Source organism: Bradyrhizobium sp. WYCCWR 12699 (genome assembly GCF_032144035.1).
In the GTDB taxonomy this organism is placed as follows: Bacteria; Pseudomonadota; Alphaproteobacteria; order Rhizobiales; family Xanthobacteraceae; genus Bradyrhizobium.
Genome location: NZ_JAVTJN010000033.1, coordinates 297,092 through 322,473, shown reverse-complemented (window position 1 = coordinate 322,473; position 25,382 = coordinate 297,092). Strand labels below are relative to the sequence as shown.

The 25,382-nt window shown below is 60.6% G+C and carries 26 protein-coding genes and 2 pseudogenes; 11 read left to right on the top strand and 17 right to left on the bottom strand.

Annotation, left to right across the window (positions count from 1 at the left end; all coding sequences use genetic code 11):
* The first annotated feature begins 32 nt into the window (after nt 1-32).
* The 4 genes and pseudogenes from RPS27_RS21650 (at nt 33) to ligD (ending at nt 3,450) form a co-directional block, all read left to right on the top strand.
* The gene (locus RPS27_RS21650; RefSeq protein ID WP_313754315.1) at nt 33-248 is read left to right on the top strand and encodes a hypothetical protein; all 216 of its coding nucleotides are present in this window, start codon (nt 33-35) and stop codon (nt 246-248) included.
* Nucleotides 249-1,928: a PHP domain-containing protein gene (locus RPS27_RS21645; RefSeq protein WP_313754314.1), complete on the top strand. Its 1,680-nt coding sequence runs from the start codon at nt 249-251 to the stop codon at nt 1,926-1,928.
* On the top strand, nt 1,928-2,491 hold the full coding sequence (locus tag RPS27_RS21640) for an MOSC domain-containing protein (protein WP_313754313.1): 564 nt from the start codon (nt 1,928-1,930) through the stop codon (nt 2,489-2,491). The genes RPS27_RS21645 and RPS27_RS21640 overlap by 1 nt, the downstream gene beginning before the upstream one ends.
* A 12-nt stretch (nt 2,492-2,503) precedes the next feature.
* Nucleotides 2,504-3,450: pseudogene (ligD, locus tag RPS27_RS21635) on the top strand (non-homologous end-joining DNA ligase).
* 28 nt (nt 3,451-3,478) lie between these two features.
* Here ligD and RPS27_RS21630 read toward each other — a convergent pair.
* A pseudogene (locus RPS27_RS21630) lies at nt 3,479-3,832 on the bottom strand (ribonuclease HII); the annotation flags it as partial.
* 111 nt (nt 3,833-3,943) lie between these two features.
* Entirely contained in the window at nt 3,944-4,855 is a 912-nt protein-coding gene (locus RPS27_RS21625; RefSeq protein WP_313754312.1) for a LysR family transcriptional regulator, read from the bottom strand.
* Nucleotides 4,856-5,013: 158 nt separating this feature from the next.
* Here RPS27_RS21625 and RPS27_RS21620 point away from each other — a divergent pair, with 158 nt between their 5' ends.
* From RPS27_RS21620 to RPS27_RS21610, 3 genes are all read left to right on the top strand, one after another.
* Nucleotides 5,014-5,994, top strand: a complete 981-nt coding sequence (locus RPS27_RS21620) for a Bug family tripartite tricarboxylate transporter substrate binding protein (RefSeq protein WP_409517561.1) — start codon at nt 5,014-5,016, stop codon at nt 5,992-5,994.
* Nucleotides 5,995-6,052: 58 nt separating this feature from the next.
* Complete coding sequence (locus RPS27_RS21615) at nt 6,053-6,793, top strand: dienelactone hydrolase family protein (RefSeq protein WP_038949298.1); 741 nt, start codon at nt 6,053-6,055, stop codon at nt 6,791-6,793.
* A 277-nt stretch (nt 6,794-7,070) separates the two neighbouring features.
* Nucleotides 7,071-7,829 (top strand): IS5 family transposase, encoded by a 759-nt coding sequence (locus tag RPS27_RS21610; protein ID WP_313754310.1) that lies wholly within the window; start codon nt 7,071-7,073, stop codon nt 7,827-7,829.
* A 9-nt stretch (nt 7,830-7,838) separates the two neighbouring features.
* On the opposite strand, the gene RPS27_RS21605 is transcribed toward RPS27_RS21610, so the two are convergent.
* On the bottom strand, nt 7,839-8,204 hold the full coding sequence (locus RPS27_RS21605) for a hypothetical protein (protein WP_313754309.1): 366 nt from the start codon (nt 8,202-8,204) through the stop codon (nt 7,839-7,841).
* 62 nt (nt 8,205-8,266) lie between these two features.
* Nucleotides 8,267-8,449: a hypothetical protein gene (locus RPS27_RS21600; protein ID WP_313754308.1), complete on the bottom strand. Its 183-nt coding sequence runs from the start codon at nt 8,447-8,449 to the stop codon at nt 8,267-8,269.
* A 341-nt stretch (nt 8,450-8,790) separates the two neighbouring features.
* On the opposite strand from RPS27_RS21600, the gene RPS27_RS21595 reads away from it, so the two are divergent.
* A complete protein-coding gene (locus RPS27_RS21595) occupies nt 8,791-9,138 on the top strand; it encodes a hypothetical protein (protein ID WP_313754307.1) in 348 nt (115 codons plus the stop codon).
* Nucleotides 9,135-9,299, top strand: a complete 165-nt coding sequence (locus tag RPS27_RS21590) for a hypothetical protein (RefSeq protein ID WP_313754578.1) — start codon at nt 9,135-9,137, stop codon at nt 9,297-9,299. The genes RPS27_RS21595 and RPS27_RS21590 overlap by 4 nt, the downstream gene beginning before the upstream one ends.
* A 22-nt stretch (nt 9,300-9,321) precedes the next feature.
* Here RPS27_RS21590 and RPS27_RS39745 read toward each other — a convergent pair whose 3' ends face one another.
* The 5 genes from RPS27_RS39745 to RPS27_RS21570 form a co-directional block, all read right to left on the bottom strand.
* Nucleotides 9,322-9,564, bottom strand: a complete 243-nt coding sequence (locus tag RPS27_RS39745; RefSeq protein WP_038949304.1) for a PilZ domain-containing protein — start codon at nt 9,562-9,564, stop codon at nt 9,322-9,324.
* A gap of 158 nt (nt 9,565-9,722) precedes the next feature.
* The gene (locus RPS27_RS21585) at nt 9,723-10,028 is read right to left on the bottom strand and encodes a hypothetical protein (protein WP_313754306.1); all 306 of its coding nucleotides are present in this window, start codon (nt 10,026-10,028) and stop codon (nt 9,723-9,725) included.
* 976 nt (nt 10,029-11,004) lie between these two features.
* Entirely contained in the window at nt 11,005-12,342 is a 1,338-nt protein-coding gene (locus RPS27_RS21580) for an extracellular solute-binding protein (RefSeq protein WP_313754305.1), read from the bottom strand.
* Nucleotides 12,343-12,396: 54 nt separating this feature from the next.
* A complete protein-coding gene (locus tag RPS27_RS21575) occupies nt 12,397-13,413 on the bottom strand; it encodes a methyltransferase (RefSeq protein WP_313754304.1) in 1,017 nt (338 codons plus the stop codon).
* Nucleotides 13,414-13,467: 54 nt separating this feature from the next.
* Nucleotides 13,468-14,448 (bottom strand): tripartite tricarboxylate transporter substrate-binding protein, encoded by a 981-nt coding sequence (locus RPS27_RS21570; RefSeq protein WP_313754303.1) that lies wholly within the window; start codon nt 14,446-14,448, stop codon nt 13,468-13,470.
* A 166-nt stretch (nt 14,449-14,614) separates the two neighbouring features.
* On the opposite strand from RPS27_RS21570, the gene RPS27_RS21565 reads away from it, so the two are divergent.
* Nucleotides 14,615-16,186, top strand: a complete 1,572-nt coding sequence (locus RPS27_RS21565; RefSeq protein ID WP_313754302.1) for a winged helix-turn-helix domain-containing tetratricopeptide repeat protein — start codon at nt 14,615-14,617, stop codon at nt 16,184-16,186.
* 69 nt (nt 16,187-16,255) lie between these two features.
* On the opposite strand, the gene RPS27_RS21560 is transcribed toward RPS27_RS21565, so the two are convergent.
* Together RPS27_RS21560 and RPS27_RS21555 are read right to left on the bottom strand one after the other, a co-directional pair.
* A complete protein-coding gene (locus RPS27_RS21560) occupies nt 16,256-17,152 on the bottom strand; it encodes an MBL fold metallo-hydrolase (RefSeq protein WP_313754301.1) in 897 nt (298 codons plus the stop codon).
* A 2-nt stretch (nt 17,153-17,154) separates the two neighbouring features.
* Complete coding sequence (locus RPS27_RS21555; protein WP_313754300.1) at nt 17,155-18,135, bottom strand: tripartite tricarboxylate transporter substrate binding protein; 981 nt, start codon at nt 18,133-18,135, stop codon at nt 17,155-17,157.
* 143 nt (nt 18,136-18,278) lie between these two features.
* Here RPS27_RS21555 and RPS27_RS21550 point away from each other — a divergent pair, with 143 nt between their 5' ends.
* Nucleotides 18,279-19,085, top strand: a complete 807-nt coding sequence (locus RPS27_RS21550) for a helix-turn-helix domain-containing protein (RefSeq protein ID WP_313754299.1) — start codon at nt 18,279-18,281, stop codon at nt 19,083-19,085.
* Between the two features lie 306 nt (nt 19,086-19,391).
* On the opposite strand, the gene RPS27_RS21545 is transcribed toward RPS27_RS21550, so the two are convergent.
* From RPS27_RS21545 to RPS27_RS21520, 6 genes are all read right to left on the bottom strand, one after another.
* Complete coding sequence (locus tag RPS27_RS21545) at nt 19,392-19,745, bottom strand: hypothetical protein (protein WP_313754298.1); 354 nt, start codon at nt 19,743-19,745, stop codon at nt 19,392-19,394.
* The gene (locus RPS27_RS21540) at nt 19,742-21,148 is read right to left on the bottom strand and encodes an adenylate/guanylate cyclase domain-containing protein (RefSeq protein WP_313754297.1); all 1,407 of its coding nucleotides are present in this window, start codon (nt 21,146-21,148) and stop codon (nt 19,742-19,744) included. Before RPS27_RS21540 ends, RPS27_RS21545 begins: the two co-directional genes overlap by 4 nt.
* Nucleotides 21,149-22,094: 946 nt before the next feature.
* Nucleotides 22,095-22,511: a hypothetical protein gene (locus tag RPS27_RS21535; RefSeq protein ID WP_313754296.1), complete on the bottom strand. Its 417-nt coding sequence runs from the start codon at nt 22,509-22,511 to the stop codon at nt 22,095-22,097.
* Nucleotides 22,512-22,526: 15 nt separating this feature from the next.
* Entirely contained in the window at nt 22,527-22,730 is a 204-nt protein-coding gene (locus tag RPS27_RS21530; RefSeq protein WP_313754295.1) for a hypothetical protein, read from the bottom strand.
* A gap of 142 nt (nt 22,731-22,872) precedes the next feature.
* Nucleotides 22,873-23,439, bottom strand: coding sequence for a hypothetical protein (locus tag RPS27_RS21525; RefSeq protein WP_313754294.1), 567 nt, complete (start codon nt 23,437-23,439; stop codon nt 22,873-22,875).
* Nucleotides 23,440-23,461: 22 nt separating this feature from the next.
* Entirely contained in the window at nt 23,462-25,060 is a 1,599-nt protein-coding gene (locus tag RPS27_RS21520) for a hypothetical protein (protein WP_313754293.1), read from the bottom strand.
* Nucleotides 25,061-25,382: the final 322 nt, after the last annotated feature.

The following is a 25,382-nucleotide window of genomic DNA, read 5'->3' as shown; positions in this document are numbered from 1 at the left end:
ACGCCATCCGAGCTCTCTGCAGAGCGAGATCCATGCCGCGGGGCAAGATGAAGCATCTACAACTGGTGGCCGGCCGGATCTACAATCTCCTCAAGAAAGAGGCTGCCTACGGCCCCAATGTCCAGCATCTTGAGGACTTCCGCGCAGCCCAGAAGCTCGAGGCCTCTCTCGACCGCCGGCCAAGTGACCGCTCCGGCGGTCGTCTTGCTCCGGCGGCGCCGCAAAGCTCGGACCGGGAGGCTGGCTGAATGCCTTCGCTCGACGCGCGAGGTGTGGCAAAGCTCCTGCGAGAGTACGCGCAGCGCACCGCCTTGCGAGGAGGCAATCCCTACCGGGCGAAAGCCTACTCTCGGGCCGCCGACAGCCTGGCGGCCGTAGCCGTTCCTCTGGAAGTGCTCGTCGCCGAGGATCGGCTTACTGAGATCCCGGGCGTCGGCGATGCTATTGCCGACATCATCACCAAACTTCACAAGACGGGCAGTCATCCCAGCCTCGAAAAGCTGCGGAAGGAGTTTCCCGCGGGCGTGCTCGAGATGCTCGCCGTGCCCGGCCTTCGTCCGGAGAAAGTGCTGCGCCTGTACAAAGATCTCGGCATCGGCTCGCTGTCGGAGTTGGAGGCCGCCGCCAAGCATGACCGCATCAAGAAGGCGAAGGGACTCGGCGCCGCACTGCAGAGCAAGATCCTGCAGAACCTCGCAATCGCCAAAAGCGGAGAAGGCCGCCTCCACCTGCACCGCGCCGCCGCCCTGCTCGCGCATGCGAAGGACTCGATCCGCAAATCCCGCCCCGAACTCAAGCGTGTGACGATCGCCGGCGATTTTCGCCGCGGCTGCGAACTCGTCGGCGATCTCGCGATCGTTGCGGAGGCTGCCAAGCCGGACAAGACATCGACTCCATCGGCCGACGGGCTGCAAACCCGAGTATCCGACCGCAAGCACTTCGGCGCCGCCCTTCTCTTTGCCACCGGCTCCGCCGGCCACATCGAGCAACTTCAGGCCTTGGCCGCCAAGAAGGGTATGCGGTTCGACGCTGACGGCCTCCACAAGGGCCGCACGCTAATCGCAGGCGAGGAGGCCGACATCTACCGCGCCCTCGGGCTGCCCTTCATCGACCCTGAGCTCCGGGAGGGGCGCGGCGAGATCGAGGCGGCTCTGAAAGGCAAGCTCCCGAAGCTCGTCACCGACCAGGACCTGCGCGGCATCCTTCACTGCCATACCGATGCCTCCGACGGCACCGAGACGCTGGAGACCATGGCTAAGGCCACGCGCCAGCGGGGCTTCGAGTATTTCGGCGTGGCCGACCATTCCAAGTCCGCCCACTACGCGGGCGGCCTCACAGTTGAGGAGATCGCGCAGCAGCACCGGGAAGCCGACCGCCTGAACAAGCGCTTCAGCAAGGACTTCCGGATCCTCAAGGGTATCGAGTCCGACATCTTGGCGGACGGGTCGCTCGACTACGACGACGAGGTGCTGGAGCGCTTCGACTTCGTGGTGGCCAGCATACACGGCCGGTTCAAACTGGAGCGTAAAGCCCAGACGCAGCGGCTGCTTCGGGCTATTTCCGACCCTCACACGACTATCCTCGGCCACATGACCGGGCGGCAGCTACAGCGGCGGCCGGGCTACGAAATCGAGGTCGAAAAGGTGCTGCGGGCCTGCGCGAAGCACGACGTCGTCGTCGAGATCAACGCCCACCCATGGCGGCTCGACCTGGACTGGCGTTGGCATCAGGCGGCGCTGGAGTTCGGCTGCATGCTGAGCATCAATCCGGACGCGCACTCGATTCCCGAGCTCGACCACATGCACTGGGGCGTCCTGATGGCCCGTAAGGGCGGTGTTCCTGCTGACCGGGTCCTGAATGCGATGTCGCTTACCGAGATTACGCGCTACCTGCGCCACAAGCGGCGCTCGTTGGCCCGCGCCGCTTGATGCCGCGGAAGCAAGAATTTGCGCTGCTGGGAAAGGTGGTGGCGGTCGCCGCCGACCCTGGGCACCACTTCAGCAAACCAACTCGGGAGCGCATAATCCTGGTGGAAGGCCACGGCGTCGAAGGCGACGCCCACGCCGGCCCGTTCGTCCGGCACCGCTATTTGGCACGCCGCCGGCCCCGTCTGCCCAATCTCCGGCAGGTCCACCTGATCCCATCCGAACTCTTTCCATCGCTCCTCGAAGCTGGCTTCGAGGTTGGCGCCGGCGACCTCGGCGATAACGTCACCACCGCCGGCTTGGACCTCGAACGGATGCCGCTCGGGACACTGATCGACCTCGGGTCGTCCGCAGTCGTCGAGCTGACGGGCCTGCGGACGCCCTGCGTCCTGATCGACCGCTTCCGGGCCGGCCTGAAGCGACAGGTGCTCTCGTCGGCGGAAACGGGCCTTCCGTTCAAATCTGGAGTGCTGGGCGTGGTCCGGGCCGGGGGACCGCTCGTGGCCGGCGACAGCGCGCGGGTTCGCCTTCCATCCTCCTCGTTTCGGCCTTTGCCGGCCCTGTAGAGAGCCCCTGCCATGGCCCGAAAATCGACCTTGCCTCTTCGCCTGCAGCCCATGCTGGCCACGCTGACGGATGCGCCGTTCGACGATCCCGACTGAATCTTCGAGGACAAATTCGATGGTTTTCGTATGGTGGCTGAAATCCGGCGTGGTCGGGTCGCGCTCTATAGCCGTAACGGGAAGATCATCAGCCACTCCTATGTCGAGGTCGCGAAAGCGCTAGAGGGCGTGAAGGCGGATGCCGTGATCGATGGCGAACTCGTCGCGATCGGCAAGGATGGGGCCTCCCATTTCCAGTTGCTTCAGAACGCTCTGCGCCATGAGGCCAAGCTCTTGTACTGCGCGTTCGACCTCATGTTCGCGGACGGCGAGGATCTGCGCGCGCTGCCGCTTCTCGAGCGCAAGAAGCGGCTAAAGAGCATCCTGCCGCGCCGCAAGCTGATCGCGTTCAGCAACCACCGCAGAGGCAAGGGGACGAAGTTCTTCGCAGAAGCTGAGCGAAGGCATCTCGAAGGTATCATGGCCAAGCGCGCCGACAGCCTCTACGCCTCCGGACGCCGGACCGCGATTGGCTGAAGGTGAAGACCGCGCAGCGGCAGGAGGTCGTGATCGCCGGCTTCACGGCGCCGAGGCGGACCCGGCCGTTCTTCGGCGCTCTCGCGCTGGCGGTGCGGGAAAATGGCGGATGGCGGTACATCGGCCACGTTGGCACCGGCTTCAGCCACCAGGTTCTCGAAGAGCTCTACGGCAAGCTCCTGAAGCTCAAGCCGGCCAAGTCGCCCTTTTCCGTCAAGGTGAAGGATGAGCAGGTCACGACCTGGGTGCGTCCTTCGTTGGTCGCAGAGGTGAAGTTCGCGGAGTGGACCAGCAAGGGAGAGCTGCGCCAGCCGGTCTATCTAGGACTGCGGTCCGACAAAAAGGCCAAGGACGTCGTTCGCGAAAGGAGTTGGTCGCGAAAATAGCGCCGCCGTGACGAGACGTCCGACCCGGTCAACCGGCGGCCCGCTCGGATGCCGAAGGCCACGGCGGCAGGGGCGGCAACCCGAGACCCTTGCGTACGGGGCCGAACGACCGACGGTGAGCGGCGCATGCACCGAGCCTGGCAAGAGCTTCGTAGTGAGCCGGCACGGGGTAGCCCTTGTGATCCGCGAAGCCGTAGCCGGGGTGACGAATGTCGAGAGTCCGCATGACCGTGTCGCGCTCGACTTTCGCCAGGATCGACGCCGCAGCGATGCTGGCGGACTTGGCGTCGCCCTTGATGATGGCCTGCTGAGGGATATCGATCTCCTTCAATCGCTTGGCGTCGATCAGCAAGTGCTGCGGCGCAAGCCCTAGGCCATGTACCCATAAACCCAGCGCCGAGATGCGACAAGGCGATGTCCGCCACCGCAATAGCGACCAAGTCCGCGCCGCAGCGCAATATGTCGCGATGGCCCAAAGTAGACATACGGTTTGTCACTTTCGTTTCGCCGTCGGCTTTGCGAGCTCACGGGCGCTGTCAATGACGATCTGCACAAGCGGGCTGACGGCGCGATCCTTAACAGTGACGATCCCGTTCGGTCGACGTGCCGCCGGCAGTTCAACGGACAACACCTTAAGCGCTGCCCTCTTGGTGAGAAATTTCAGTGCGGAAGACGGGAAAACCGTGATGAACCGCCCTGTCTCCAGCAAGCTGACCCGCATATGGGGGGAATCAGTGACGACCGTCGCGCGTGGATATTCAAATCCGCCGGCGCGAAAGGCTTGCGTGATGATTGATCCGATCACGCTCTCCCGCGGTGGAAGCACCCAACGTTCCTCCGCCAGATCCGAGAGTTGGATGTCGCGGCGCCGGGTCCAAGGATTTTTCGCACCAGCCGCGACGACATAGTGATCTTCAAAAAGAAATTCGAAATGCAACCGTTCGTCAGTCATCGGGCCGCTGCTCCGCACGATTAACAGATCGACTTTGCGCTCGCTAAGATCGCGGTGCAGTGTCTCTAGGTAGCCGGTCAAGAGCTGAAATCTGATCCGCGGATGACGCCGGGAGAGCCGATCGATGAGAGCGGAGACGAAGCTCGCCGCCAGAAAAGCCGTGGTTCCAATCCGCACTTCACCAGCGGTGGGGTCGGCCAGAAATTCGATGCTCTTCACACCGCGGCGTAGTTCGTCGAAGACGGCGCTACCGCAATCGAGCAGGGCGCGGCCGCACTCCGTCGGTTCTATCCCTCGCCGGTGGCGATCCAACAAGCGGACGCCGAACGCATGCTCAAGCTCCGCGATCGATCTCGAAATATTAGGCTGGGTGGTATCGAGTATGAGCGCCGCCTTGCCCATGCTGCCAGCCTGCACCACCGCCATCAGCACATGCAGGTCCTGCAGCTTCATTCGTTTTCCGATGCGATCACTCATCTGCATGAGAGTACCCCATTTCCGTTTTGAGATGATCTCATCAGACAATAGCCTTATGCGCTTATGACAGCATCAACTATCTTCAGCGCGTTGAAGAGAGCCGGTGCGAGTGCAGGTTCGACGGAGCAATGCGTATGACGCCCTCCCGACGTCAATTTCTGCACCTCGCAATGGGGATGGCTGCGCCACCTCTGCTGTCGGGCTTGGCTCGGGCCGATACTTACCCGTCCCGGCCAGTGCGCATCATGGTTGGCTTCGCCGCGGGCGGGCCAAATGACATCCTTGCGCGTCTGGTGGCGCAATGGTGCTCGGAGCGGCTGGGCCAGCAATTCATCGTCGAGAACCGACCCGGAGCGGGAAGCAACATCGCCACTGATGCGGTCGTGCGTGCGCCTCCGGACGGCTACACTCTCCTGCTGGTTGGCTCCCCCAACGCGATCAATGCAACGCTTTACGAAAATCTTAATTTCAATTTCCTGCGGGATATCGCGCCGGTCGCGAGTCTGACCCGTGGCTCCCTGGTGATGGTGATACACGCATCGGTTCCTGCCCATACAATTCCAGAGTTCATCGCCTATGCCAGAGCCAATCCCGGGAAACTCTCCTATGGTTCGGGTGGCGTGGGCGGGATCACCCATATCGCCGCGGAACTGTTCAATCAGGAAGCCGGCGGACTCGATCTTCAGCATGTGCCCTATCGAGGCGTTGCGCCCGCGATCACGGATCTGCTCGGCGGGCAGGTACAGGTCGTCTTTGTGAACTTGGCGCCATCGATCGGCTACATCGGGAGCGGCAAGCTGCGTGCGCTTGGGATAACGACGGCCGCGCGATCCGAAGCGCTGCCGGATGTTCCAGCCATCGGCGAATTCGTGCCAGGTTACGAGGCGAGTTCGGTGTTCGGCCTCGGCGCGCCGAAGGACACGCCGGCCGCGATTATCGAAAGGCTCAACAACGAGACCAACGCCGTTCTGGCCGATCCGGGGTTCAGGTTGCGTCTTCGTGGTCTCGACGCGACGGCACTCGGCGGCTCGCCCGGCGATTTCGGCAAGCTGATGGCCGGTGAAACCAAGAAGTGGGCCAAAGTGATCCGCCTGGCGAAGATCCGACCGGAATAGATAACGGTGTCTTGGGTAGCCGCAATCTCTGTACCGCGCATCCCAGCTGGACCAGGCATTGCCGCTGCACCTCAAGCGAAAGGTGGGATTCGAGATGCAAGGGAAGTTCAGCAGGATTTGCGCGAAAGGCGGCGGCGCGTTCGATTGCTATCTGGTCACGCCCGAGCCTGAAAAGCGGGCTGCTGGCGTTGTGCTTGCTTCCGCCATTCATGGCGTGGATACCGACATGCTCGCAATCGCCGACGAGCTTGCGGCATATGGCTTCGTTGTCGCGGTGCCGGATCTGTTCTGGCGTTCGATTGCCGGGCCGCTTTCCCGGAACGACCCGCGCACGGCCCAGCGCGCCGAGCCGCGCCTTGAGCAAATCAAGGCCGGCGAAGACGATATGATCGATACCTTGAGGCACCTCGGCACAATTCCGCAATTCAATGGCCAGGCGGTGGTCATGGGGTTTTGCTACGGCGGCCCGTATGCGATTCTCGGGCCGAAACGACTTGGCTATGCCGCCGGTATCTGCTGCCACGGATCCCAGATGCTGGACTATCTTCACGAACTTGTCGGGGTTCGCGAGCAAGTCTGTCTCATTTGGGGCGACGAGGACAATCGCGCGCCAGTCGAGGTGCTGGAAGCGTATCGTGATCTAGCGGCGAGTATGGACAACGTCGAACTGCACATCTTTCTCGGGGGGCGCCACGGTTACATGATGCGGGGGAGCCCGTCCTTCGATCGGGCGGCACATGATTTTTCAATAAAGCGCGCCCGTGAAATTCTCCAAGGTCTCGAGTCGGCAGTTCGTTAAAAGATTCCATTCCGTCTTGCAGAGAGATGATATCGGATCGACTAAAAATGCCGTCCGTCAGCGGCCTTCGCCGCTCGGCGGTGCGCCTGTTCGCCGATTAAGTTGGCGAACTCGCCACATCAGGTCCAACGGTGCTTCGGGTCATATTCGACGGTTTCGGCGGGGACTATCGGTTGTTTGATGTCCGCTCTGCCCGTAAGCGCCGGACCAGAGGAAATCTAGGCGTTGCTTTCGGTGCGATTGCCGTGATTCAAACTTCCAAACTGGGGCCCGAATCATGCGCTACGAACTCGCGGATTATGAATGGACTGCCATCAAGCCCATGCTCCCTAACAAGCCGCGTGGCGTTCCTCGGGTTAACGACCGCCGTGTCCTCAATGGAATTTTCTGGGTCTTGCGATCCGGAGCACCCTGGCGTGATCTCCCCGAGGCGTTTGGTCCGTATACCACTTGTTATAACCGCTTTGTCAGGTGGCGGCGAGCGGGTGTCTGCCGTATCATGGAAGCACTTGCCGGCGCCCATGATACCGGCGTCCAGATGATCGATACCTCCATTGTCCGCGTGCACCAGCATGGAGCCTGCATCAAAAGGAACCAGCGCCAATCGATGGGACGGTCACGCGGCGGGTTGACGAGCAAAATACATGCGGTGGTCGATAGTAATGGTCGGCCGGTACGGCTGGCGTTGAGCCCCGGCGAGGCCCATGACGTTCGACTTGCCGGAAAACTGCTGTCTCGTTTGCAATCCGGGGCAATGCTGCTTGCCGACCGCGGCTATGACGCCGACTGGATCAGAGAGCTTGCCATGAAGAAGGGTGCGTGGGCCAACATCCCCCCGAAAAGCAATCGCAGCGCCCCGATCTGCTTCAGCCCATATCTCTACCGCGCTCGCAATCAGGTCGAACGGTTCTTCCACAAGATCAAACATTGCCGTCGGGTCGCGACGCGCTACGATAGGCTCGCTGCCAACTACCTTGCATTCGTTCAACTCGCGTCAATCAGCCTGTGGCTGCGCCTTAATGAGTCCGCGTCCTAATTCGTCGCGCTATTTGGCTAGGTACTTGATGAGCGCAGCGATGCCGAGCACGATCAGCGCGAGAACGAGCAGGACGATCAGGCTTATGCTCCATCCCATCCCGGTCATCATATCCATGATCCCATTCATGGATGACTCCACGATTGAAGATGCCGCCTCAGTTTGCTCCTGCTGGACCGTGCGGCTCTGCGCCAACGGATAGGCGTATATCTGAGCTGCTGGGCCATGGTGGCCGCCCAGAAGCCAGGTGTCGCCAAGCCGGGAGACGGCGACCTTCAGCCGCGCCGGCGCCGCATCGGGCTCCGTGCGCCCGCGTGGCCCGCCGTGCGCACCTTTGAGCAGCCGGTCGATTTCCTTCTTGGAGAAACCGAGCACGCCAGGTCGACGGCGCCGGCCTGCCGCAGATACGCCATCTCGCGGGCGAGCAGCTGCTCGTCTCAGGTCGAGCTTTCCGCAATGCGGTTGTCCGCCATGCAGTAGGCCCGGCGGGCGGCCTCGGACAGGTGCCCGAGCGGCACCACCGGCACCTCGGCGAGCTCGAGCGACTTTGCGGCGGCGTAGCGGCACAGCGAATTCAGCGCCGGCCTCGCCCCATCCAGCAGGGCTGGCTGACGCTCCACGAAAGCGGCACCTATGTGACGTTGGTGACGTCTGGTGAGGACCTACTCGGTCAGTAGATCAGCACCAAGGACAGCCATGCCGCGAGGCAGGTGCAGAGACAAATTCCGAGATAAGGCAAAGCAAGGCGCATCGGGCTTCCCTCCGCGACGCACGACTATGATTTGATTTTCTCACGCACTTTGGACTGTGACTAGGCATCTCAAGTTGCAATCGCGACCAAACCGCACCGTTGCGTAGAGCCCAGCTGCAGGATCGAACGACTGGAACGAAGGTCTTGTGAAAAAATTAAGAGTCTCGCCGGCTGCCGCCAAGCCGGCGGAGCGGCCCCGGCCTACCCCCGTTGAAAATCCCCTGCCGGGGCCGTCTCTTCGCCCAGAGTTCGGAGCTCGAGGATTTCGGCGCTCGCGCGGGATGCGCCTGGCGCGAGACCGACGAAGCCGATACCGACCTCAAGACCGTCCTGCGGGATATCCTTTCCGGGCAATACGCCTATCCGCTCCGCATCGTGTGCTTCAATGCGGTCGAGGGGTGGTCGCGGGACGCAACCCCTGACATCGCTGACGCCCTGGCCGAACGCGCCGCCAACACAGATGCGGAGATCTCGCCTGCCCTGCAGGACTTCATACACGCCAATGCGACAAGTCCGTTCAACGTGCAATTGGCCCTGCCGCTGCGCAGCGTCGCTTGATGCCGACCGAAGGCAAATCCCCCGGCTTCACCGCGGAGGACGAACGCGAGCACTTTATCCGCTGCACCATATGCGGGGAACTGTTCGATATGCGCGACCTCGGCCAGGTCCTCGACCATTTGCACGGCGAGCAGATCCCAGAGCAGCCGACGCAGCACTAATGGCCGCCAACCGAGGCGCCCTTTAATCGTCGAACGCCAACCCAAACTGACCGTCTTGCCGCCAGACGATGTGGCAATGCCGCAAGAGACCGTCAGAGGGAATACCGAGCACAAAATTGTCAGGAAACCAGAGCGGGCTTTTGACTGCGATCCTCGCTCCGACTTCCGAAATATCTCTCACGACGCAATCAAGGGCTGTCGGGCCAAATATGATTTTCCCAGATTTGAAGACCCGGCGTCGCTTCGATGATCTATCCTGCTCCATTTGCGCATATTGCCACTTTCTCCTGAAAACGTCAGGCCCCGTGACACACCTTCGGCACGTGAAATCCCGGAACATTTCCGTCTCGCGGGAATTTCAGCGGTATGGACCTTGAACAGGAAAAACTGGCAGTCGAGCAAAAGCTCGCCCGGTGTCGGCGGTTAAAGAAAGACTTTTCGGAAGGGGTAAGTGCGAAGAACCTTCGTGATCTGGAAGCTGAGCTGCTCGAGCAACTTCAGCAGATTGAGACGAGTCCAGCTCAGCAAGATCGTGATTAAGCCATGTCTATTTTGAGTTTCCGGAGGGCTGGGGGGCGGCAGCCCATAATCCTTGGCCCGCCTTGCCGCCAGCTCACGATATAATTTGGCCTGTTCGAACAGCTGCTGCCTGAAAGCCGGGTCAGCTTCGCTTCGTCCCAAAGCTTCCAGCTGAACTGCGCGCTCGAGATACTCGGTCAGAAGTTTCACGGCACGCCTCAGTCCGCCCCAGTCGCCCAGCATTTATTGTCAAGATTTGCTGCTGCGCAAGGGCAGCGAAGCCGCTCCGCCATGTCGATGCCGCGCGGCAGGACTATGCAAATCGCTATAGCCCTCCGTGGCATTTGGAGCCAGTGAGCCTGACATATTGAAAGCCGGTCTCTGGCCATGGTAGATTGCCGATTTTTCCCGTCCTAGTAGTGCGTTTTGTACTGTGGAGGACATTTATGCGAAGCTCTCGCGCGATCCTTTATCTGCAACGACTTTGCGACCTTGCCTCTCAGCTCTCAGAGCTGGAAGACCTTCGAAGTCTAGTCGAAGATGCAGAGCGCGCCCGCGGTGCACCAGCATTGCGCTCTAGACGCCATGCTTCTCGCCGCCTCCGAAGCCGCGATCTCCGCGTCCTGTCTGTCCGCCGCAGTCGCTTCACGCCACCAGGCAGAAATGCAGGAGGTGTCAGCCCCCCTCAGAGCGACAACCAAGTGGATTGGACGTTGCTTGTTTTTCCCGACGGATGGTGGGCCTCCCCCTAAAGCTTTTTAATGGCTGTTAGTGATCAGTCTTCTCGCCTGCTTGTGGTCCCTCAGCTCACGCAGCCGGTGGAGGACTGCTTGTGACCCGCAGCAGACTCAATCAATATTGAAGCAAATTCTTAAAAACGCCTGCGAACAGCCGGCTGCTAAAGGCCTAGCAGGAGATTCCTGGGGAATGGATCGCCGGGCGACTCATCGGCGATGTCGAATGACGGGCGCGCGCCGCGTGTTCCGGACGAGGGCATACCAAGATGATCAGCCACTCTTCCCCGACGATTGTCCTTACGGTGTCCGCTGTCCTCCTCGGCTTTGTCGCCGCCGCACCTCGATTTTCCATAGCGAGCGGCGGCACGCAGTCCCGTCCAAAGTATAGGCGCTACGCCGTCAGGCAGCAGGACCGCGCTGTAGGCCGGTAATTGCATGCCCTCTCTTTTTCAGGTCCGCATGAAGCCCTCGCACTCGCCTTCCGCCCAAGCGAGAACCCTCTCCATCGCTTCGCCTTGTGCGTAACGGAGACACATCTTGGTTAACGTCGCCTGGACATTGATCTGCGACGCAATCTTCGGCGGAGCCGGCGAAGCCACGACGGAGAGTTTCTGATGTTTGTAGGGATTTGGGTAGTGATAAAGGGTGCCCTTGGGGGGCTCTGCTTCCGCCCAAATCTTCAACGTCGTGAACTTCTCGTAGGCTGGAAAATCATAGCCTCCACTTGCAACCACCATTCTCTCAATCGATGACGGCTGTGAGAGATGAACGAGGAGGCTCTTGGCGGCTTCCTTGTTTCTAGTAAATTTCCATATCGCCCAGAAGAAGGGCAGGTACGGCGCGAAGCGGCCTTTCGGACCCGCCGGGAAGCCGTGGGTCCAGCATTGCGCGGCGATCTGTGGAGCATCTCGCTTCGCCACCGCCCAGGCACTGGGCGCATTCATGATCAGCGCTCCTCGGCCGGAGATGAGCCATTTATTATTGGATGCATCGTCCCACGCTGCTACATCGGGAGGCAAAAGCCCGATCAACTTCCTGTAAAATTCCAGAGCTTGACGCACTTCGTCGGTCCTGACTGTGATCTTACCAAAGGCGTCGACCAGCTGTGCGCCGAATGAGTGGAAGAATGCGCCGGCAGCAGCGACGCTATCGATCGTCTCTCCCAATCCGATTCCAAAGGGAAATCCTCCCTTGTGACAGGCTTCTGCTGCTTTCAGGAAGGTTTCTGTTGTCCAATTGTCGGCTCTCGGTGCTCCTCCGGCCGGATACATGTCCTGCACGTCAATGCCGGCATATTTTTTCATCAGGTCGATGCGAGAGCATGAAGCCTGGATTTGGCTACCAGCCGTGGCCGGAACGGCCATCCATCCGCCGTTCACTTGGCCGAGATACTGCACGACGCTGTTAACCTCGCCGTTCTGCTTGACGATCGGCTCCATGATATCGTTGACCGGCTCGAGCTGCTCGGCATGCGTGTGAGGCCGCCACGTCGACATCGCGAGAATGTCGTGGCCAGCTCTCGCTTGCGCTTCGGCGGCGATGGTCAGCAAGAGCTTGTTGCCCTGGGTTGTAATGTAATCGATCTGGACCTCGACTTTTTCCTTCGCAGCCCATTCCTTGATGAGATCGCCCGACGCCTTGTTAGCCTCAGGCACGAAATGATCCCAGAGACCTATCGATAGTTTGCCGGCGGCGTAAGCACTGCGCACATGAGGCGCCGCGAAGAAGGCAACAGATGACATGGCGGTCGCTGCCGCAAATTGTCGTCGCGATATTCTGCGTGACATTGTTTCCCTCCAAACGGAGAAATCGGCCTTGCGATGCCCTTAAATTATCCGAGATCAGCTGGCGACCTTCTCAAACTGGATAAGGCTGAACGCACCGGCACTGGACGTTCTGGCAAAAACGAAGCCGGCAGACTCAATCAGCGTGCGGTATTCGGATTCCGTTCGTTCGACGCCGCCGGTTCCCCGCAACATATTGAGATCGCTCATAGCGCGCGAACGGTGTTCAGGGTCGGCCACGGCAGCCTCCGGCATGATCCGTTCGACAATGATCAGCTTGCCGCCGGATGGAAGTGCATCCCGGCAATTGCGTAGGATGATCCTGCAACGATCGTCCTTCCAATTATGGATGATGCTCTTCAATAAGATTGTGTCGGCGCCGCATGGCACCGTTTGGAAGAAGTTGCCGGCGACGAAGCGGCAGCGATTTGCGATACTCAGACGGTCGAAATGTGCCCGTGCTGCTTCCTCGCAGCGTGCAAGGTCAAAGGCGATCCCTTCAAGACCGGGGTGGTGCCCCAGCACGCCGCCGAGCAGTTCGCCGGTGCCCCCACCCACATCCAGGACGACACGCGCGGTCGAGAAGTCGAAGGCCTCAACGATCCTAGGAACCACAGTCCGCGTGAGATTAACCATCGCGGCGTTAAACCGAGCGATCCATTCCGGCGAATTGCCTCCCGCGGCATAGCGGTCGTCGCCTTCTCCCCGGAGCTGGGTCGCGCTTTTTCCGGTGCGAACCGAATCGATTAGTCCGCTCCAGGATTGCACGAGCATCTCGCCCTCAAACAGAGCCCAGTCCTTGAAAGATTGATCGGCGCTGCCGTCGAGCTGCCGCCCAAGATCGGTCAAGGAAAATCGGTCCCGGTCCACCTGCTTGCAGAGGCCGACGGTTGTCATGCCAACGAGTAGTCTGCGTAGCGCGCGCTCGTCCGTGGATACCAGCCCGGCGAGCTCGGCGGCCGATTTCGCATCTTCGCCGATGGCCTCGGCGAGATTGAGCTTCGCCGCCACATAGATCACCGCCGTGATGCGATGCGCCTGCACGAGATCATGAATAGATTCTGATTGGCTCATGTGTTCCCCCGATGGTTCCTAAAATCGAAACTTCCGCCGGTCCGATCTCCTAGATCAATCGGTCGGGACGAAGCCGGTTGCCTGTACGATCGCCTTCCACCGATCGGATTCGGATGTAATCAGCCGGGAAAAGTCTCCCATAGCGATCGCGTCGGGCTCGACCGCCAATTTTTCCATGCCGGACTTGACCTCATCGGTGCGTAGCGCCGCTTGGATGGCGGTATTGAGCTTTTCAACGATGTTGGCCGGTGTCTTCGCGGGAACGAAGAACCCATACCATGTGAGGTCCTCTAGCGACGGATAGCCGGCTTCCCTCACCGTCGGTACCGCGGGAACGAACGGGCTGCGGCGCGGGCCGGTGGTGGCCAAGGCCCGAATATCGCCGGATTGGACGAGGCCGAGCGAGCTGCCGACTGGCAGGATCGCCGACGCGATCTCGCCTTTGAGCAAATCCTGAATCGCGCCATTGCCCTGATAGGGTACGTGAAGATAATCGAAGCCGGCAGTGCGCCCCAGCATCGCACCAAGGAAATGCAGAGTGGTCCCGGCACCCGGCGTGCCGTAGGTGGCCTGTTTCGGATTGGCGCGGCACCAAGCGACGAAATCTGTAAGGGTCTTCACTTCGCCTGGCACCTTCGAACCGATCGTCAGCAATGTCGGGGTCGAGGCAATGGTCGAGACCGGGGTGAAATCCTGCGGCTGGTATCTGAGCGACTTGTAGACGTGTGGAAAGAACATCATGAATCCAAGCGGCGCGAGCAGCATGACCGATCCGTCGGCGTCGGCCGTTTTCACCGCCTCCACCGCGACACGACCGCCTGCACCCGGCCGGGTCTCGACTACAATCGTTTCCGCATAATCTTTCATCTGGCCGGCAACGAGCCTTGCCAGGGCGTCCTGCAGCCCGGGCGTGAAACCCGACAATATATGTGCGGTTCTTGGCAGCTGTTGTGCGGTGGCCTGCTGCGCAATGTTCGCGGCGGAGAACGCGACGCCAGCCGTCGCCACGGTCAACAAATCACGACGTGTGATCATCAACTGTCTCCTCACCGCGGTTTGATGCCACGGCCCCCGCTCTACGTTTTCATGTACCACGGCGGGGATGGGGCTGGCTTGGTTTCCGGCTTACTTTTTCTTTACCGTCAGCTTATTCTTGCGCTCGGGTGTAAGAACATCGATGTCGCAGTTACGGGGAAGTGGCGTGCGCTATTTCTTTGAAGATTTTTCATTCGATACCGATCGGCGCGAGCTACGTCTCGGGGCGGATGTAATCGCCATCGCGCCGCAAGTGTTCGACTTGCTCGGCTATTTGATCGACAATCGTGAGCGCGTCGTCAGCAAGGACGACCTCATACGCACCATCTGGGAAGGCCGCGCTGTCTCGGAAGTGGCTCTGACCACACGCCTGAATGCAGCGCGGAAGGCCGTTGGTGACTCCGGTGATGAGCAACGTCTCATCAAGACCCTTCCGCGCAAGGGCTTCCGTTTCGTCGGCACGGTACATGAAATGCCCGATCCGGCGAGCGCGACCATCGCGAGCGGCTCGCCGAGACCCGCCTTCGCCGTCCCTGACAAACCCTCACTTGTTGTTCTGCCGTTCGCCAATCTGAGCCCTGATCCCGACCAGGAATATTTCGTCGACGGCGTGACTGAGAGCCTGACGACGGATTTATCACGCATGGCCGGCATTTTCGTGATCGGTCCCAACACTGCTTTCACCTACAAGGGAAAGCATGTTGATCTGAAGCAGGTGGGTCGCGAACTTGGCGTTCGTTATGTTCTTGAAGGTTCCGTGCAACGTGGTGGTGGCCGCATGCGCATCAACGTCCAGCTCATCGATGCCGAATCCGGCAATCATCTGTGGGCTGAGCGATTCGACAAACCGATCGCCGATATTTTCGACATGCAAGATGAAATCGGTGCGCGCCTTGCGGGCCAGCTCGGAACGGAATTGGTCACTGCCGAGGCCCGCCGGGCGGCGCGGGCGCCACATCCCGATTCGATGGATCTGTATTTCCAGGGCATGGCCAGTGTGAACCGGGGAGGAGCTCCCGCAATCCTGTCACAAGCGCGCAAATTCTTCGAACGGGCCCTCTGCCTGGACGCCGGCAACGTTGAGGCCAAGGTTGGGATGGCATTCGTCGATGCCATGCGGGCCACGTCCATGATGACCAGCGACCGAACCGCGCGCCTGTTGGCGGTCGAGGCGTCCCTGGCCGAGATTCTGGCACACACGCCAGATCATGCGATGGCGCATTGCATCGTGGGTGTGACCCAGATTTTCTCCAAGCGCGCCGCCCAGGGTATCGCCGAATGCGAGCGCGCCTTGGCGCTGGATCGAAATCTGGCCGCCGCTCACGCGTGGATTGGACTTGGCAAGTGCTATCTCGGCCGGGCTGAGGAAACCGAAGCCTGCATCATGAATGCATTTCGGCTGTCACCTCGAGACAGCCGGGCGTCCAGCTGGATGAATACCGCGGGCGTCGCGCAGTCATATCTTGCCGCCGATGAAGCTGCGGTCAACTGGTTCAAGCGATCAATCGAGAACAACCGGAATGTCGCGGCATTCGTTCACTTCTATCTGGCGGCGGCGCTGGCGCATCTCGGGCGGATCGAGGAAGCGCAGGCGTCGTTGCAGGCGGGCCTCGTTCTCGACCCTGGTTTCAGCATCGCCGAATTCCACGCCAGTTCGCCCTCGGATCATCCGACCTGCCTCACTCAGCGGGTGCGGATCGCCGATGGTTTGCGCAAGGCAGGACTTCCGCAAAAGTGAATGGGTGCCTGCGTCGCCGTCAGATGGATCGATCTGGCGAAGTCTGCTTGTGACCCGAAGCCGACATTTTCAGATCTCCGATTTTGAACGTCCGATTGTAACTGTCTCGCCTATCTCGAAGCTAGACAGATCTTCGCCGACGACAAGCGGCCCGGAATAGGTCTCGCGTGTCGCCGCTACTAGATCAGCTATAGCAGGCGCCGCGACGGTCTTACTCGCGAGCATGACGAGATGGGTAAAAGCGGCCATTTTCGGCTTGGTCTTCGCAAACACTCGCCCAGCCTCCTGAGGCGAGGTGTGATGATTGAGAATGCGCCGGATGTAAACTTCGCTCAAAAGTTCCGGCCGCGCCATGGCGACCTCATGCACCAGCAGGTCAGCGCCCGCGCCGTAGCGCAGCACATTGACGTTGTAGCGGGTGTCACCGGAGATCACGGCAACCCGATTTTGATATTCGATTCGATAGCCGTAAGCCGGCTTAATGGCCTCACCATGGTCGACGGCGAAGGCAACAACCCTTAGGTCGCCGGCCTGATAAACGGCGCCGTCATCAGCAAATTCCTTCACGTCGATAGCGGCGTGCTCACGGGCGAGCTTCTCATCCGCGACCCTGATGTCGATATCGTGCGCATAGGCTGCTTCAATATGATGCATCAGCTTGGCGGTGCCGACGGGCCCGATCACATTAAGAGGCCGCCGGCGGTTGCCGAAATAAGAGCTCAGCCAGCCGGTGAGCCAGAGGTCTGGAATCCCTGTAGTGTGGTCGGAATGAAAATGCGTGAGCAACAGTGCATCGATGCTGCCTATGGGAACGCCGAGCTGAAATAGCCTCATCGTAGCACCGCGGCCGGCGTCGATAAGAAGAGTGTGGCCGCCGGCCTCGATTAACGTGCTGGGCCCGAACCGGTCGGGACGGGGGATCGGTACCCCCGTCCCGAGCAGCGTCACCCGGAAATCAGCGGTCATTGCTACTCTACCTTTATGCCGGCGCCGGAGACGATTTGATACCAGTGCGCGACCTGGTCGCCGACCATGCGGCCAAATTGCTCCGGCGTGCCGCCTGCCGGTTCGGCGCCAATCTTTGCCAGCGCTTCCTGGACCGATCGCTTTTGCAGCGCCTTGTTAATCGCTGCATTAAGCCGCGCGACAGTTTCCTTGGGGGTGCCGTGCTTGACCGCGAAACCCGTCCAGTCCTCAACCACGAGAGAGGGATAGCCAGCTTCGATGATGGTTGGGACGTCGGGAAGGGCCGGGACACGCTTCGGACCAGTCACCGCCAAAGCGCGCAGCTTGCCCGTCTTAATCAGGTCAACGACCGGCAATACGGTGATGAACTGAAACGTGTTTGTGCCGTTGAGCAAATCGCCGATCGCTTGCGAAAATTGCGCGTAGGGAACGTGCTGGGCGCGCGTACCGGTCTGCTGCTTGAACTGCTCGCCGATAAGATGTGCGGGCGTGCCGAAGCCACCCGAGGAGAACGTCAACTTGTCCGGCTGGCTTTTCAGCAGCGCTACCAGCTCGGCCACCGTCGTGGCCGGCACCGATGGATTCACGACCAGCACATTGTAGGAGACGGTAGCCTTGATGACAGGGTCGAAGTCCTTGCTTAGGTCGTACGCGATTTTCGGCACCAGCGACGGTGCTGCAACCGATGGTACAGACATCGCAAAGAGGCTGTTGCCGTCCGACGGCTGGTTCAGGACGTCGCTCGCCGCAATCGTGGTGACGCCGCCCGGCCGGTTCTCCACAATGACTCGCCAGCCTTCGGATTCCGTTAGTTCCCTCGAGATAATGCGGCTGATGATGTCGGGCGGGGTACTAGCCGAGTTAGGCGCCACGAACCGAATCGTCCCCGTTGGGAAGGATGACTGCGCCAATCCTGTGGCGGCAAGCAGAGGCAGGATCGCAACTGATAAGACGGTGGAGTGGCGAAAGAGGTGAGATGTCATGGAAGTCTCCATCAAACGATGAAAGTGAACTTCAGCACGCACGCCAGCTTCGGCCCCCTGTTCGCGCCGAGCTAGGAAAATCGGCATGCGTTCCGCAGTGTGAAATGGTACGTTTCACGCCGTGGAACCTGTGAGGTCACTCGATGTCCGGGCCAAAAGTTATCAAGAGCTTGGAACGCGGATTACGTGTTCTGCAAGCGCTGCAGATGCAGCCGGATTCGTCGCTGCAGGAGCTTTACCTCCTCACGGGCATCTCGAAACCAAGCATACTGCGCATCCTGCACACCTGCGCCCGAGCAGGTATTGTGACGCGGAGGCTTGGTGACGGGCGTTACCGGATCGGTGCCATGCTTTCGCATGCACCCTCGCGTCGCGAACATCACGACCGGATAGCGGAAGCCGCGGCGCCGATCCTGGAGCGCTTGTGCGAGCGCGTCTCCTGGCCATCAGATTTGATGGTGCCCGCAGGCGATCACATGCAAATCCGCGAAACGACCCGGGCCCGGAGTCCCTTCCTGTTGCAGCAGGAGCGGATCGGACTGCCTGTCAACTGGCTGTGGTCCGCCGTCGGGACAGCCTATCTTGCGTACTGTCCGACCAAAGAACGTCAACGCGTGCTCGATTTACTTCGCAAATCGAGCCGTCCCGAAGACCGGCTTGCACGTGAACCGGGGCGGTTCAACGTTATTCTCGACGAGGTGCGGGAGCGCGGTTATGGCATACGCAACTCAATGCACAGCGGGGGCTATTATGGTGGGCCGCCGCACTCGGACGGCTTATTTTCGATCGCGGTTCCCCTGCGCGATGGTCCCCGCGTGCTTGGAGCGATCAACATGCTCTGGCTCAAAAAAGCGTTCTCCATCGAAGCCTTCGCAGCTCATCATCTGGCCGAGCTTCAAAACGCAGCGGCGGAAATTGTAAGTTCAGTCCAAAGACGAACGAAGCGGTGATGTTCGCTGTTGGCCCGAAGGCGAAGATCGGCATCGTGTCCCGGACGTCGGCAGTCGAGGCCGGACCAGACACGTGGGGACGCGAGGGAATCGACGCGATTGACCCTTGCTGTGTAAAAACGCGAGGAGGCGAAAAACGGCTAGAATTGCGTTCTTCAGTTCGCCGTCTGGCTTGAAATCGGTTGCGCGCATAAGCGCTAGATCGGCCTTGGACGAACAACTTCTTCTATCGCTCTCAACCATCTTGGCGTTTTCACACAGCCAAGACCCAAAGCAGACATGCATTTCACCAGCCGTGGAGGACATTTATTCTCCTTTCGGCACGCCAGCTAAGAGCAGGCCTTCATAGATCCGCTCCCTCTGGCTCAAAAATGTAGCGTTCTGACTGCGCCGCTCGTTGCGAAATCGGGCCACCGTAAAGTTCGGGTCGAGCCGGAGGCCGGCTTCCCGCGCCGCGCTCGCCTCGTCCATAAGCCCGCTCAGACTGGATGCGGCGGCCAGGAAAAAATGCACCATGGCGACGTTCGGGTTCATTTCGATCGACTTGCGCAATCGGTCCAGCGCCGATTCCAGCCTCCCAAGAAACAAGTCTGCAATTCCGAGCAGGGCGTCCCAGCGATCCAACCCGGGATCACGCGGGCTCAGCCGGATAGCGTTCATGAGGTCCGCTTCCGCCTCCTTTGCACGCCCGAGCAACACCTTCGCAAAGCCGGCATTGGCGTGAGCCCAAGCCAAGTTGCGATCAAGAGTGATGGCAAATTCGAATTCGCGCAGGGACCGCTCTGTCGCTCCCGAGACATGAGCACATTCCCATAGATAAGATGTGCCGCGGCGTTACGCGGAGCGAGATCCAAAGCTTTAGTGATCGCCGTCCCGGCGATACGCAGCTGTTCATCCCGGTTTGTCGAAGCAAACGTACGAACCTCATCAGAATGATAGGTGGCAATGCCGATCAACGCCTCGACATTGCGATCGTCCCGTCGGAGCGCGTCTTCAAAGAGCTCACATGCCGCGCGGTGGCCACGCAGCGATAGGGGCTGGTTCAGAATCGCCCAACCCCTCATCGCGAGGTCGATGGCGTCCATGCTTCCTGGCCGCTCACGCTCCGCCCGCCGGCTTTCAGCGGCTACAAGCTCGACACCAACGATCCGGGCAAGGCGCGTGGTGATCTCGTCCTGCATGTCGAAAATATCGGCGCGCGGTTTGTCGAAACGCTCGGCCCAGAGGTGCGCGCCGGTTGTCGCGTCAATGAGCTGAGCATTCACGCGGATGCGATCGCTACTGCTCTGCACGCTGCCTTCCATCACATAGCGCACACCGAGCTCGCGTCCGACGACGCGGGCGTCCACCGGTTTGTTCTTGAAGGTGAACGCAGTATTGCGTGCAATGACGAAGGCGCTTGGGATGCGCGACAGGTCGGTCGTCAGGCTTTCGGTGATACCGTCGACAAAATATTCCTGATCGGGATTGCCACCGAAATTAGCAAAAGGAAGCACAACGATCGACAGACGCGGCGCGGCGAGCTCACGCGACGTTGAGCCCTTTGCGACAAAGTCGAGCCGGTTGCGTTTCACTGCATACGCGCGTACCGGACGCGCAATGTTCTTGAGGCTATGCTCGCCGAGATCAATGAATTCGACGTCGATCTTCCCGCTGACCTGATCATGGGCGGACGCGGAAAGGCAAACACCACCGGGCTCGGCGATCCCCTCAAGGCGGGCGGCGATGTTGACGCCGTCGCCGAAGATATCGTTCGCCTCGACGATGACGTCGCCGATGTTGATGCCAACGCGAAAGACAATGTGCTTCTCTTCCTCCTCTCCGGCTGCGAGGTCTCCAACGCCACTCTGAAAGTGCTCGGCTGCTCGAACCGCTTCGACCGCGCTCGGGAACTCGGCGAGGAAGCCGTCGCCGGTGTGTTTGACGATGCGGCCTCCGTGTTGCCTAATGGTCGGCTCGACAACATCAGTCAAAAGCGCCGTGAGGCGGGCATGTGTAGCCTCTTCGTTATTGTGCATGAGCCGAGAATAGCCCGCCACGTCGGCGACCATGATGGCCGCCAACCTGCGTCCTCGGCCTCCATTCTCTCGCGACATGACCGCTCCGCCTGTCCATTAAGTGTAGAAGGGATCAGGCGACAATTCTAGCCGTTCGAGAGAGGGTCGCTGCCAACCGACCCCGCCTTGGGACGTGGCATCTCGTCAGATTGTCCATACGCTGCATCTGCGGGCGCGTGCTGGAACCCTATGTATCGCTGCAGCCCCCAAAGCTCAGAGCCTTGATGACAAACCCCTAGTTTGTTGTCGGCTATTGGCCGATACTGTTGAAAAAGTCCTCTGTGGCGCGCATGCCAAATTTCTAAAGGCTGCTGGTGCGCTCGACGCCGTCTGACGCGAGGGACTACGTCAATCCTTGCGGGATCGCTGTGTGATTTTCCTATTCTCGTGGCAACGGCCTTTATTGCCAAGACTCGACTAGAGCTGATCCGATCGAGATTTTTGCTGTCTCTCTACTTTCGACTTTTTCAACAGTATCGGCCCCTAGCGGACGTTCACTTGGCATCGTCGATGTCTGCTTTTGAAGACACTGCGGACCTCGCCGTGCTGGACGATGCTCGATTTATGAGTACACGCCCCAGTCCCGCAATCGGTTCTTAGACGGCGCCCTCCGCGATCGGTTTTGAGCTGGCCTCAGCGGCACGCGCTCTCGTCGGCGGAAACGAGCTCTCGGTTCAAAACGGGTTGCTGCGCGTGGTCTGGGCGCGCGGGACCGTGGCGGCTGACCATAACCCTTGGGGTCGGCTTCCATCCTCATCCCGCCCTTTGCCGGCTCTGTAAAATGCGCCGCGCATAAATCGGCCGCCCAATAGCCGAATCGAAGCGGATTCGATAGCTCGGAGCGGCATGGCCGCAAACAAGGTAACGGCGGTACGCTTGGGGCTGGGGAGGCAACCGACGGTCCGGGACTATCAAGCCGCCTCCGCTGGCGGCTTTTTTCGTTCAACTTCCTTCAGGAGGCGTTCGCCCTTGCTCGTTCACGGGCCTCGCGGCGACGCTCCCGGCGCTCGCGCCGCCGCTTCGCACCGTCTGCGGGCTGCCGCAGCGAAGAAACGGGCGACGTGGACGCCGCAATGGAATCTTCGACCGCGGGCACCTGGACGGCCTCCGGCGCCGCTGGGCGGGCCTCCATGAGGTCGAGCACTGCCCGTCCTTTGGCTGTGATCTTCCATCCTCCGCTTAGGCGCTCGACCAGTCCTTGTGACCAGATGTCCAGATCGGGCGCCTTGGCCGCGAGCCGCCTCGTCCGGTCCGCCCAGTCGCGGCCACTCGTCGCCAGGATAGCCATGTCACGCTTGAGGTCTTCCATCATGGCAAACCCGTCCGGGTATGCCGCCAAGATCTTCAAAACAGTGACCTGGAAGTTCACGTCCGCTCCCAGCCATTAGTGGCGCCACATGGTGGGCGCGTGCGAGAGGGCCTTGCGGCCGACCTGCCTTAGGTTCTCGGGAGAGAGTTCGCCACTGGTGGCGGCCTCCAGGATCTTCGATGCCACATGCGTACGCACCCCGATCTCGCGCTGCCGAAGGCCCTCGCACTCTTCTTCGAAGACCGCGCGCAAAAGCGCGGTTGTTGCCATGTCGAACATGCAATGCCCAATGAGGGAAGGTCGCATCTTAGCCGAGTTTTCCCGATCTGACGATTGAGGCATCCTAAGTTTGCGGAATTGCGCTCGGGGATTAGGGAACGACGCCGGCGTGCCGAAATGTGAGCCTCGAGGTAGCGCTGAGTTATAAACCTAGCGCGATCTCGGCCCACTTCAACATGCGATCGCTGTTGAGGAATGCCAGCACCGCTGGCTCCAGTGAGCCGGGTGCGCCCCGTCCAACCACGGCCGTTGCAGCCACCATGTCGCAGCGCTGATTGAAAGCGAACGAAAGCGCTGCGTTACCATTTCCCTCAACCCGATACGCGCGGCTGCGGCCTTGCATGGGCCCAACGACAATCTCCCGACCGGCACCGATCGGCGTTGTCTTACCAATCAGCGCCAAGTCGCCCATTTGCTCGAGGTCAGTATCGTCGGCGACGCCGGTGGTGCAATTGCAAAAGCCGAGCTTGGCGCGAACGTAAAGCTGGACCTCACCGCCGCAATCGTTGGCATTGCAGCGAAACGCCTTGCCTTTCCCCCAAGGATCTACCCCGAAGGGCCAGTCGGTTTCCGTCCACACCGGGCGGATCTCTCCGGTTGCTGCTGTTGCACGTGTCGGATCGCCGGATCGCAGCATCCAGACCGCAACGGCCGCACAGAACAGTACTGCGGCTGCGCCGATCGCGGCGGATTTGCTAGTCAGACGCATAGCACCTGCCGCCGGACCCTCTCTAATTCTGAGCCATGAACTTTCGTGCGGCCGCCAGATCTTCCCGCGAGGAGTCGCCATCCCGTGCCATGTCGACCACCTTCGCATAGTACTGGCGTGCCTTCACGGCATCCCCTGCTTTCTCGGCGGCGTGAGCCGCGCCGATCGTCGCGCCGAAGCGGTTGGGCTCCTTGCGCATTGTGCTTTCGAACGCGGCTAATGCCTCCGTCGCCATGCCGCGTTCGAGCAGCATGGTCCCATAAAGCTCGCGTGCCGGAGCAAGCGGTCCAGGCGTGACGATGGATTTCTCGGTCTTGTCTTCGGCATCGGCCGCAAGGCGCATCGCTTCCAACGCGTCCGCCGGTTTCCCCCGGGCGTTGAGCTGCCAGGCTGTGGCGACTTGCCGCTGGATTTCGACGATTTCGGCCCAATAGGCGTCCTTGTCCTGCTGCAGCTTGTCTCGCAACTCCGCCAGCTTGGCGATGTCCGCCGTCGCCGCGTCGGCATTGCCGGAGCGCGCGGCGCCAAGGGCGCGGGCGAAGTAGGTGATCGCATCGACATAGGCGAACCGGCTCGGCTCGACCCTCAGAGCGGCAGCCCCCGGCCAATCGCCTCGCTCGACCATGTAGCGCGCTTGGCTCGCCGCTATCGCGTAGGGGCCGGCGGGAACGGCCGGCGCATAGCCCGTGGTCGCAAGCATGTCCGCGATGACGTCGCGGGCTCGGCTGTCCTGTGCAAGCTGGAGCAGGGCGTAGACCATGTAGTCGTCGGCGTGGAGCTGCTCGCTGGGGTCCTTGCCCTCCTTGGCAGCCTTGGCTGAGCGGATATTGGCATCGATGGATTCGTTCCAGTAGCCGACGCGCGTGAAGATGTGTGACGGCATGTGCAAGGCGTGCGGCGCCGCCGGCGCGATCTCGGAATAGCGCTTGGCAGCGTCGAGGCCTTGCTCCGCTATCGCCGGATAGTCATAGAGGTGGATCAGGTAATGCGCGACGCCGGGGTGCCGCGGCTGCCGCTTGAAGATCGGCTCCAGGATGGCCGCGCCCTTGAGCTGGTTAGCATACGTCTTATCGTTTGGTGAGGCCGTGACATTCAGGGTGATGGCGTAGGCGATCTGCGCCTCGTCATCATCGGGATAGCGCTCCGCGACGGCCTCGGTTGCCTTGAGATAGGCCTGTGCCCGCTGGCCAAACGTCGTCTTCGCGTCCCCCGAGTAGAAGGCCAGCAGTGCGTCGACATAGTCTCGTTCGCGGTCGCTCTTGGCGCCGAGTGCCTTGGCTTTTTGCAGCGCGGCGAGGCCCTCGGCGAGGTTTTCCTTCGGTGCGGGAAAATGAGGATTGTAGAGCAAGCTCAGTGCAATGCCCCAATAGGCGATCGCGCATTCCGGATCGGCCTGCAACGTCTCCTTAAAAATCTCCTTCGCAGGCCGGTACCAGAACGAGTGCTGGTAGCGCATGCCGCGATCAAAGCGGCGTTGCGCGACGTCGTTGCAAGTGGTCTGGAAGTGCACCTTGCCAAACTGCTCGTCGGTCGCATCCTGTGCGCGGGCGCAGGCCGTGGCGCAGATCGAAGCAAGAGTGGCGAGGAGAAGAGAGACGCTTTTTAAAGCGAGCGCGCGCATGGGCCCCTCCGTTTTCGGATAAAAGCAAATGGATTCAGACCGCGCCAAAAAAAGGCCTTAGCACCGAAATTTATCGTGCTGAAAATTCGCCTCGGAAAGGATTTGCCCATTTGCGGCAGGTGTCAATAGGAGGGAATGATGTGGTTAGGGAAGAACGCCTGTCAGAATTCATTCTCCTGCAAGCGAAATATCCGGAGAGGAAGCGGTCGCATGCAATGAGAACCGATGGCGGGATGTAAGAAGGTTGTAGTGAGGGCTTTTGTCCTCAGGCGAAGGAGGACGGTCAGCTCAGCATGGCAGCAATTGAGGCGACACCGGACGT

What these genes read in the sequence shown, in the direction of transcription:
- RPS27_RS39745 (WP_038949304.1), bottom strand. Translation starts at nt 9,564, where the DNA reads ATGGAGCAGGATAGATCATCGAAGCGACGCCGGGTCTTCAAATCTGGG.
- RPS27_RS21650 (WP_313754315.1), top strand. Translation starts at nt 33, where the DNA reads ATGCCGCGGGGCAAGATGAAGCATCTACAACTGGTGGCCGGCCGGATC.
- RPS27_RS21570 (WP_313754303.1), bottom strand. Translation starts at nt 14,448, where the DNA reads ATGATCACACGTCGTGATTTGTTGACCGTGGCGACGGCTGGCGTCGCG.
- RPS27_RS21575 (WP_313754304.1), bottom strand. Translation starts at nt 13,413, where the DNA reads ATGAGCCAATCAGAATCTATTCATGATCTCGTGCAGGCGCATCGCATC.
- RPS27_RS21525 (WP_313754294.1), bottom strand. Translation starts at nt 23,439, where the DNA reads ATGCGTCTGACTAGCAAATCCGCCGCGATCGGCGCAGCCGCAGTACTG.
- RPS27_RS21640 (WP_313754313.1), top strand. Translation starts at nt 1,928, where the DNA reads ATGCCGCGGAAGCAAGAATTTGCGCTGCTGGGAAAGGTGGTGGCGGTC.
- RPS27_RS21550 (WP_313754299.1), top strand. Translation starts at nt 18,279, where the DNA reads ATGTCCGGGCCAAAAGTTATCAAGAGCTTGGAACGCGGATTACGTGTT.
- RPS27_RS21645 (WP_313754314.1), top strand. Translation starts at nt 249, where the DNA reads ATGCCTTCGCTCGACGCGCGAGGTGTGGCAAAGCTCCTGCGAGAGTAC.
- RPS27_RS21555 (WP_313754300.1), bottom strand. Translation starts at nt 18,135, where the DNA reads ATGACATCTCACCTCTTTCGCCACTCCACCGTCTTATCAGTTGCGATC.
- RPS27_RS21580 (WP_313754305.1), bottom strand. Translation starts at nt 12,342, where the DNA reads ATGTCACGCAGAATATCGCGACGACAATTTGCGGCAGCGACCGCCATG.
- RPS27_RS21620 (WP_409517561.1), top strand. Translation starts at nt 5,014, where the DNA reads ATGACGCCCTCCCGACGTCAATTTCTGCACCTCGCAATGGGGATGGCT.
- RPS27_RS21560 (WP_313754301.1), bottom strand. Translation starts at nt 17,152, where the DNA reads ATGACCGCTGATTTCCGGGTGACGCTGCTCGGGACGGGGGTACCGATC.
- RPS27_RS21625 (WP_313754312.1), bottom strand. Translation starts at nt 4,855, where the DNA reads ATGAAGCTGCAGGACCTGCATGTGCTGATGGCGGTGGTGCAGGCTGGC.
- RPS27_RS21610 (WP_313754310.1), top strand. Translation starts at nt 7,071, where the DNA reads ATGCGCTACGAACTCGCGGATTATGAATGGACTGCCATCAAGCCCATG.
- RPS27_RS21520 (WP_313754293.1), bottom strand. Translation starts at nt 25,060, where the DNA reads ATGCGCGCGCTCGCTTTAAAAAGCGTCTCTCTTCTCCTCGCCACTCTT.
- RPS27_RS21530 (WP_313754295.1), bottom strand. Translation starts at nt 22,730, where the DNA reads ATGTTCGACATGGCAACAACCGCGCTTTTGCGCGCGGTCTTCGAAGAA.
- RPS27_RS21545 (WP_313754298.1), bottom strand. Translation starts at nt 19,745, where the DNA reads ATGAACGCTATCCGGCTGAGCCCGCGTGATCCCGGGTTGGATCGCTGG.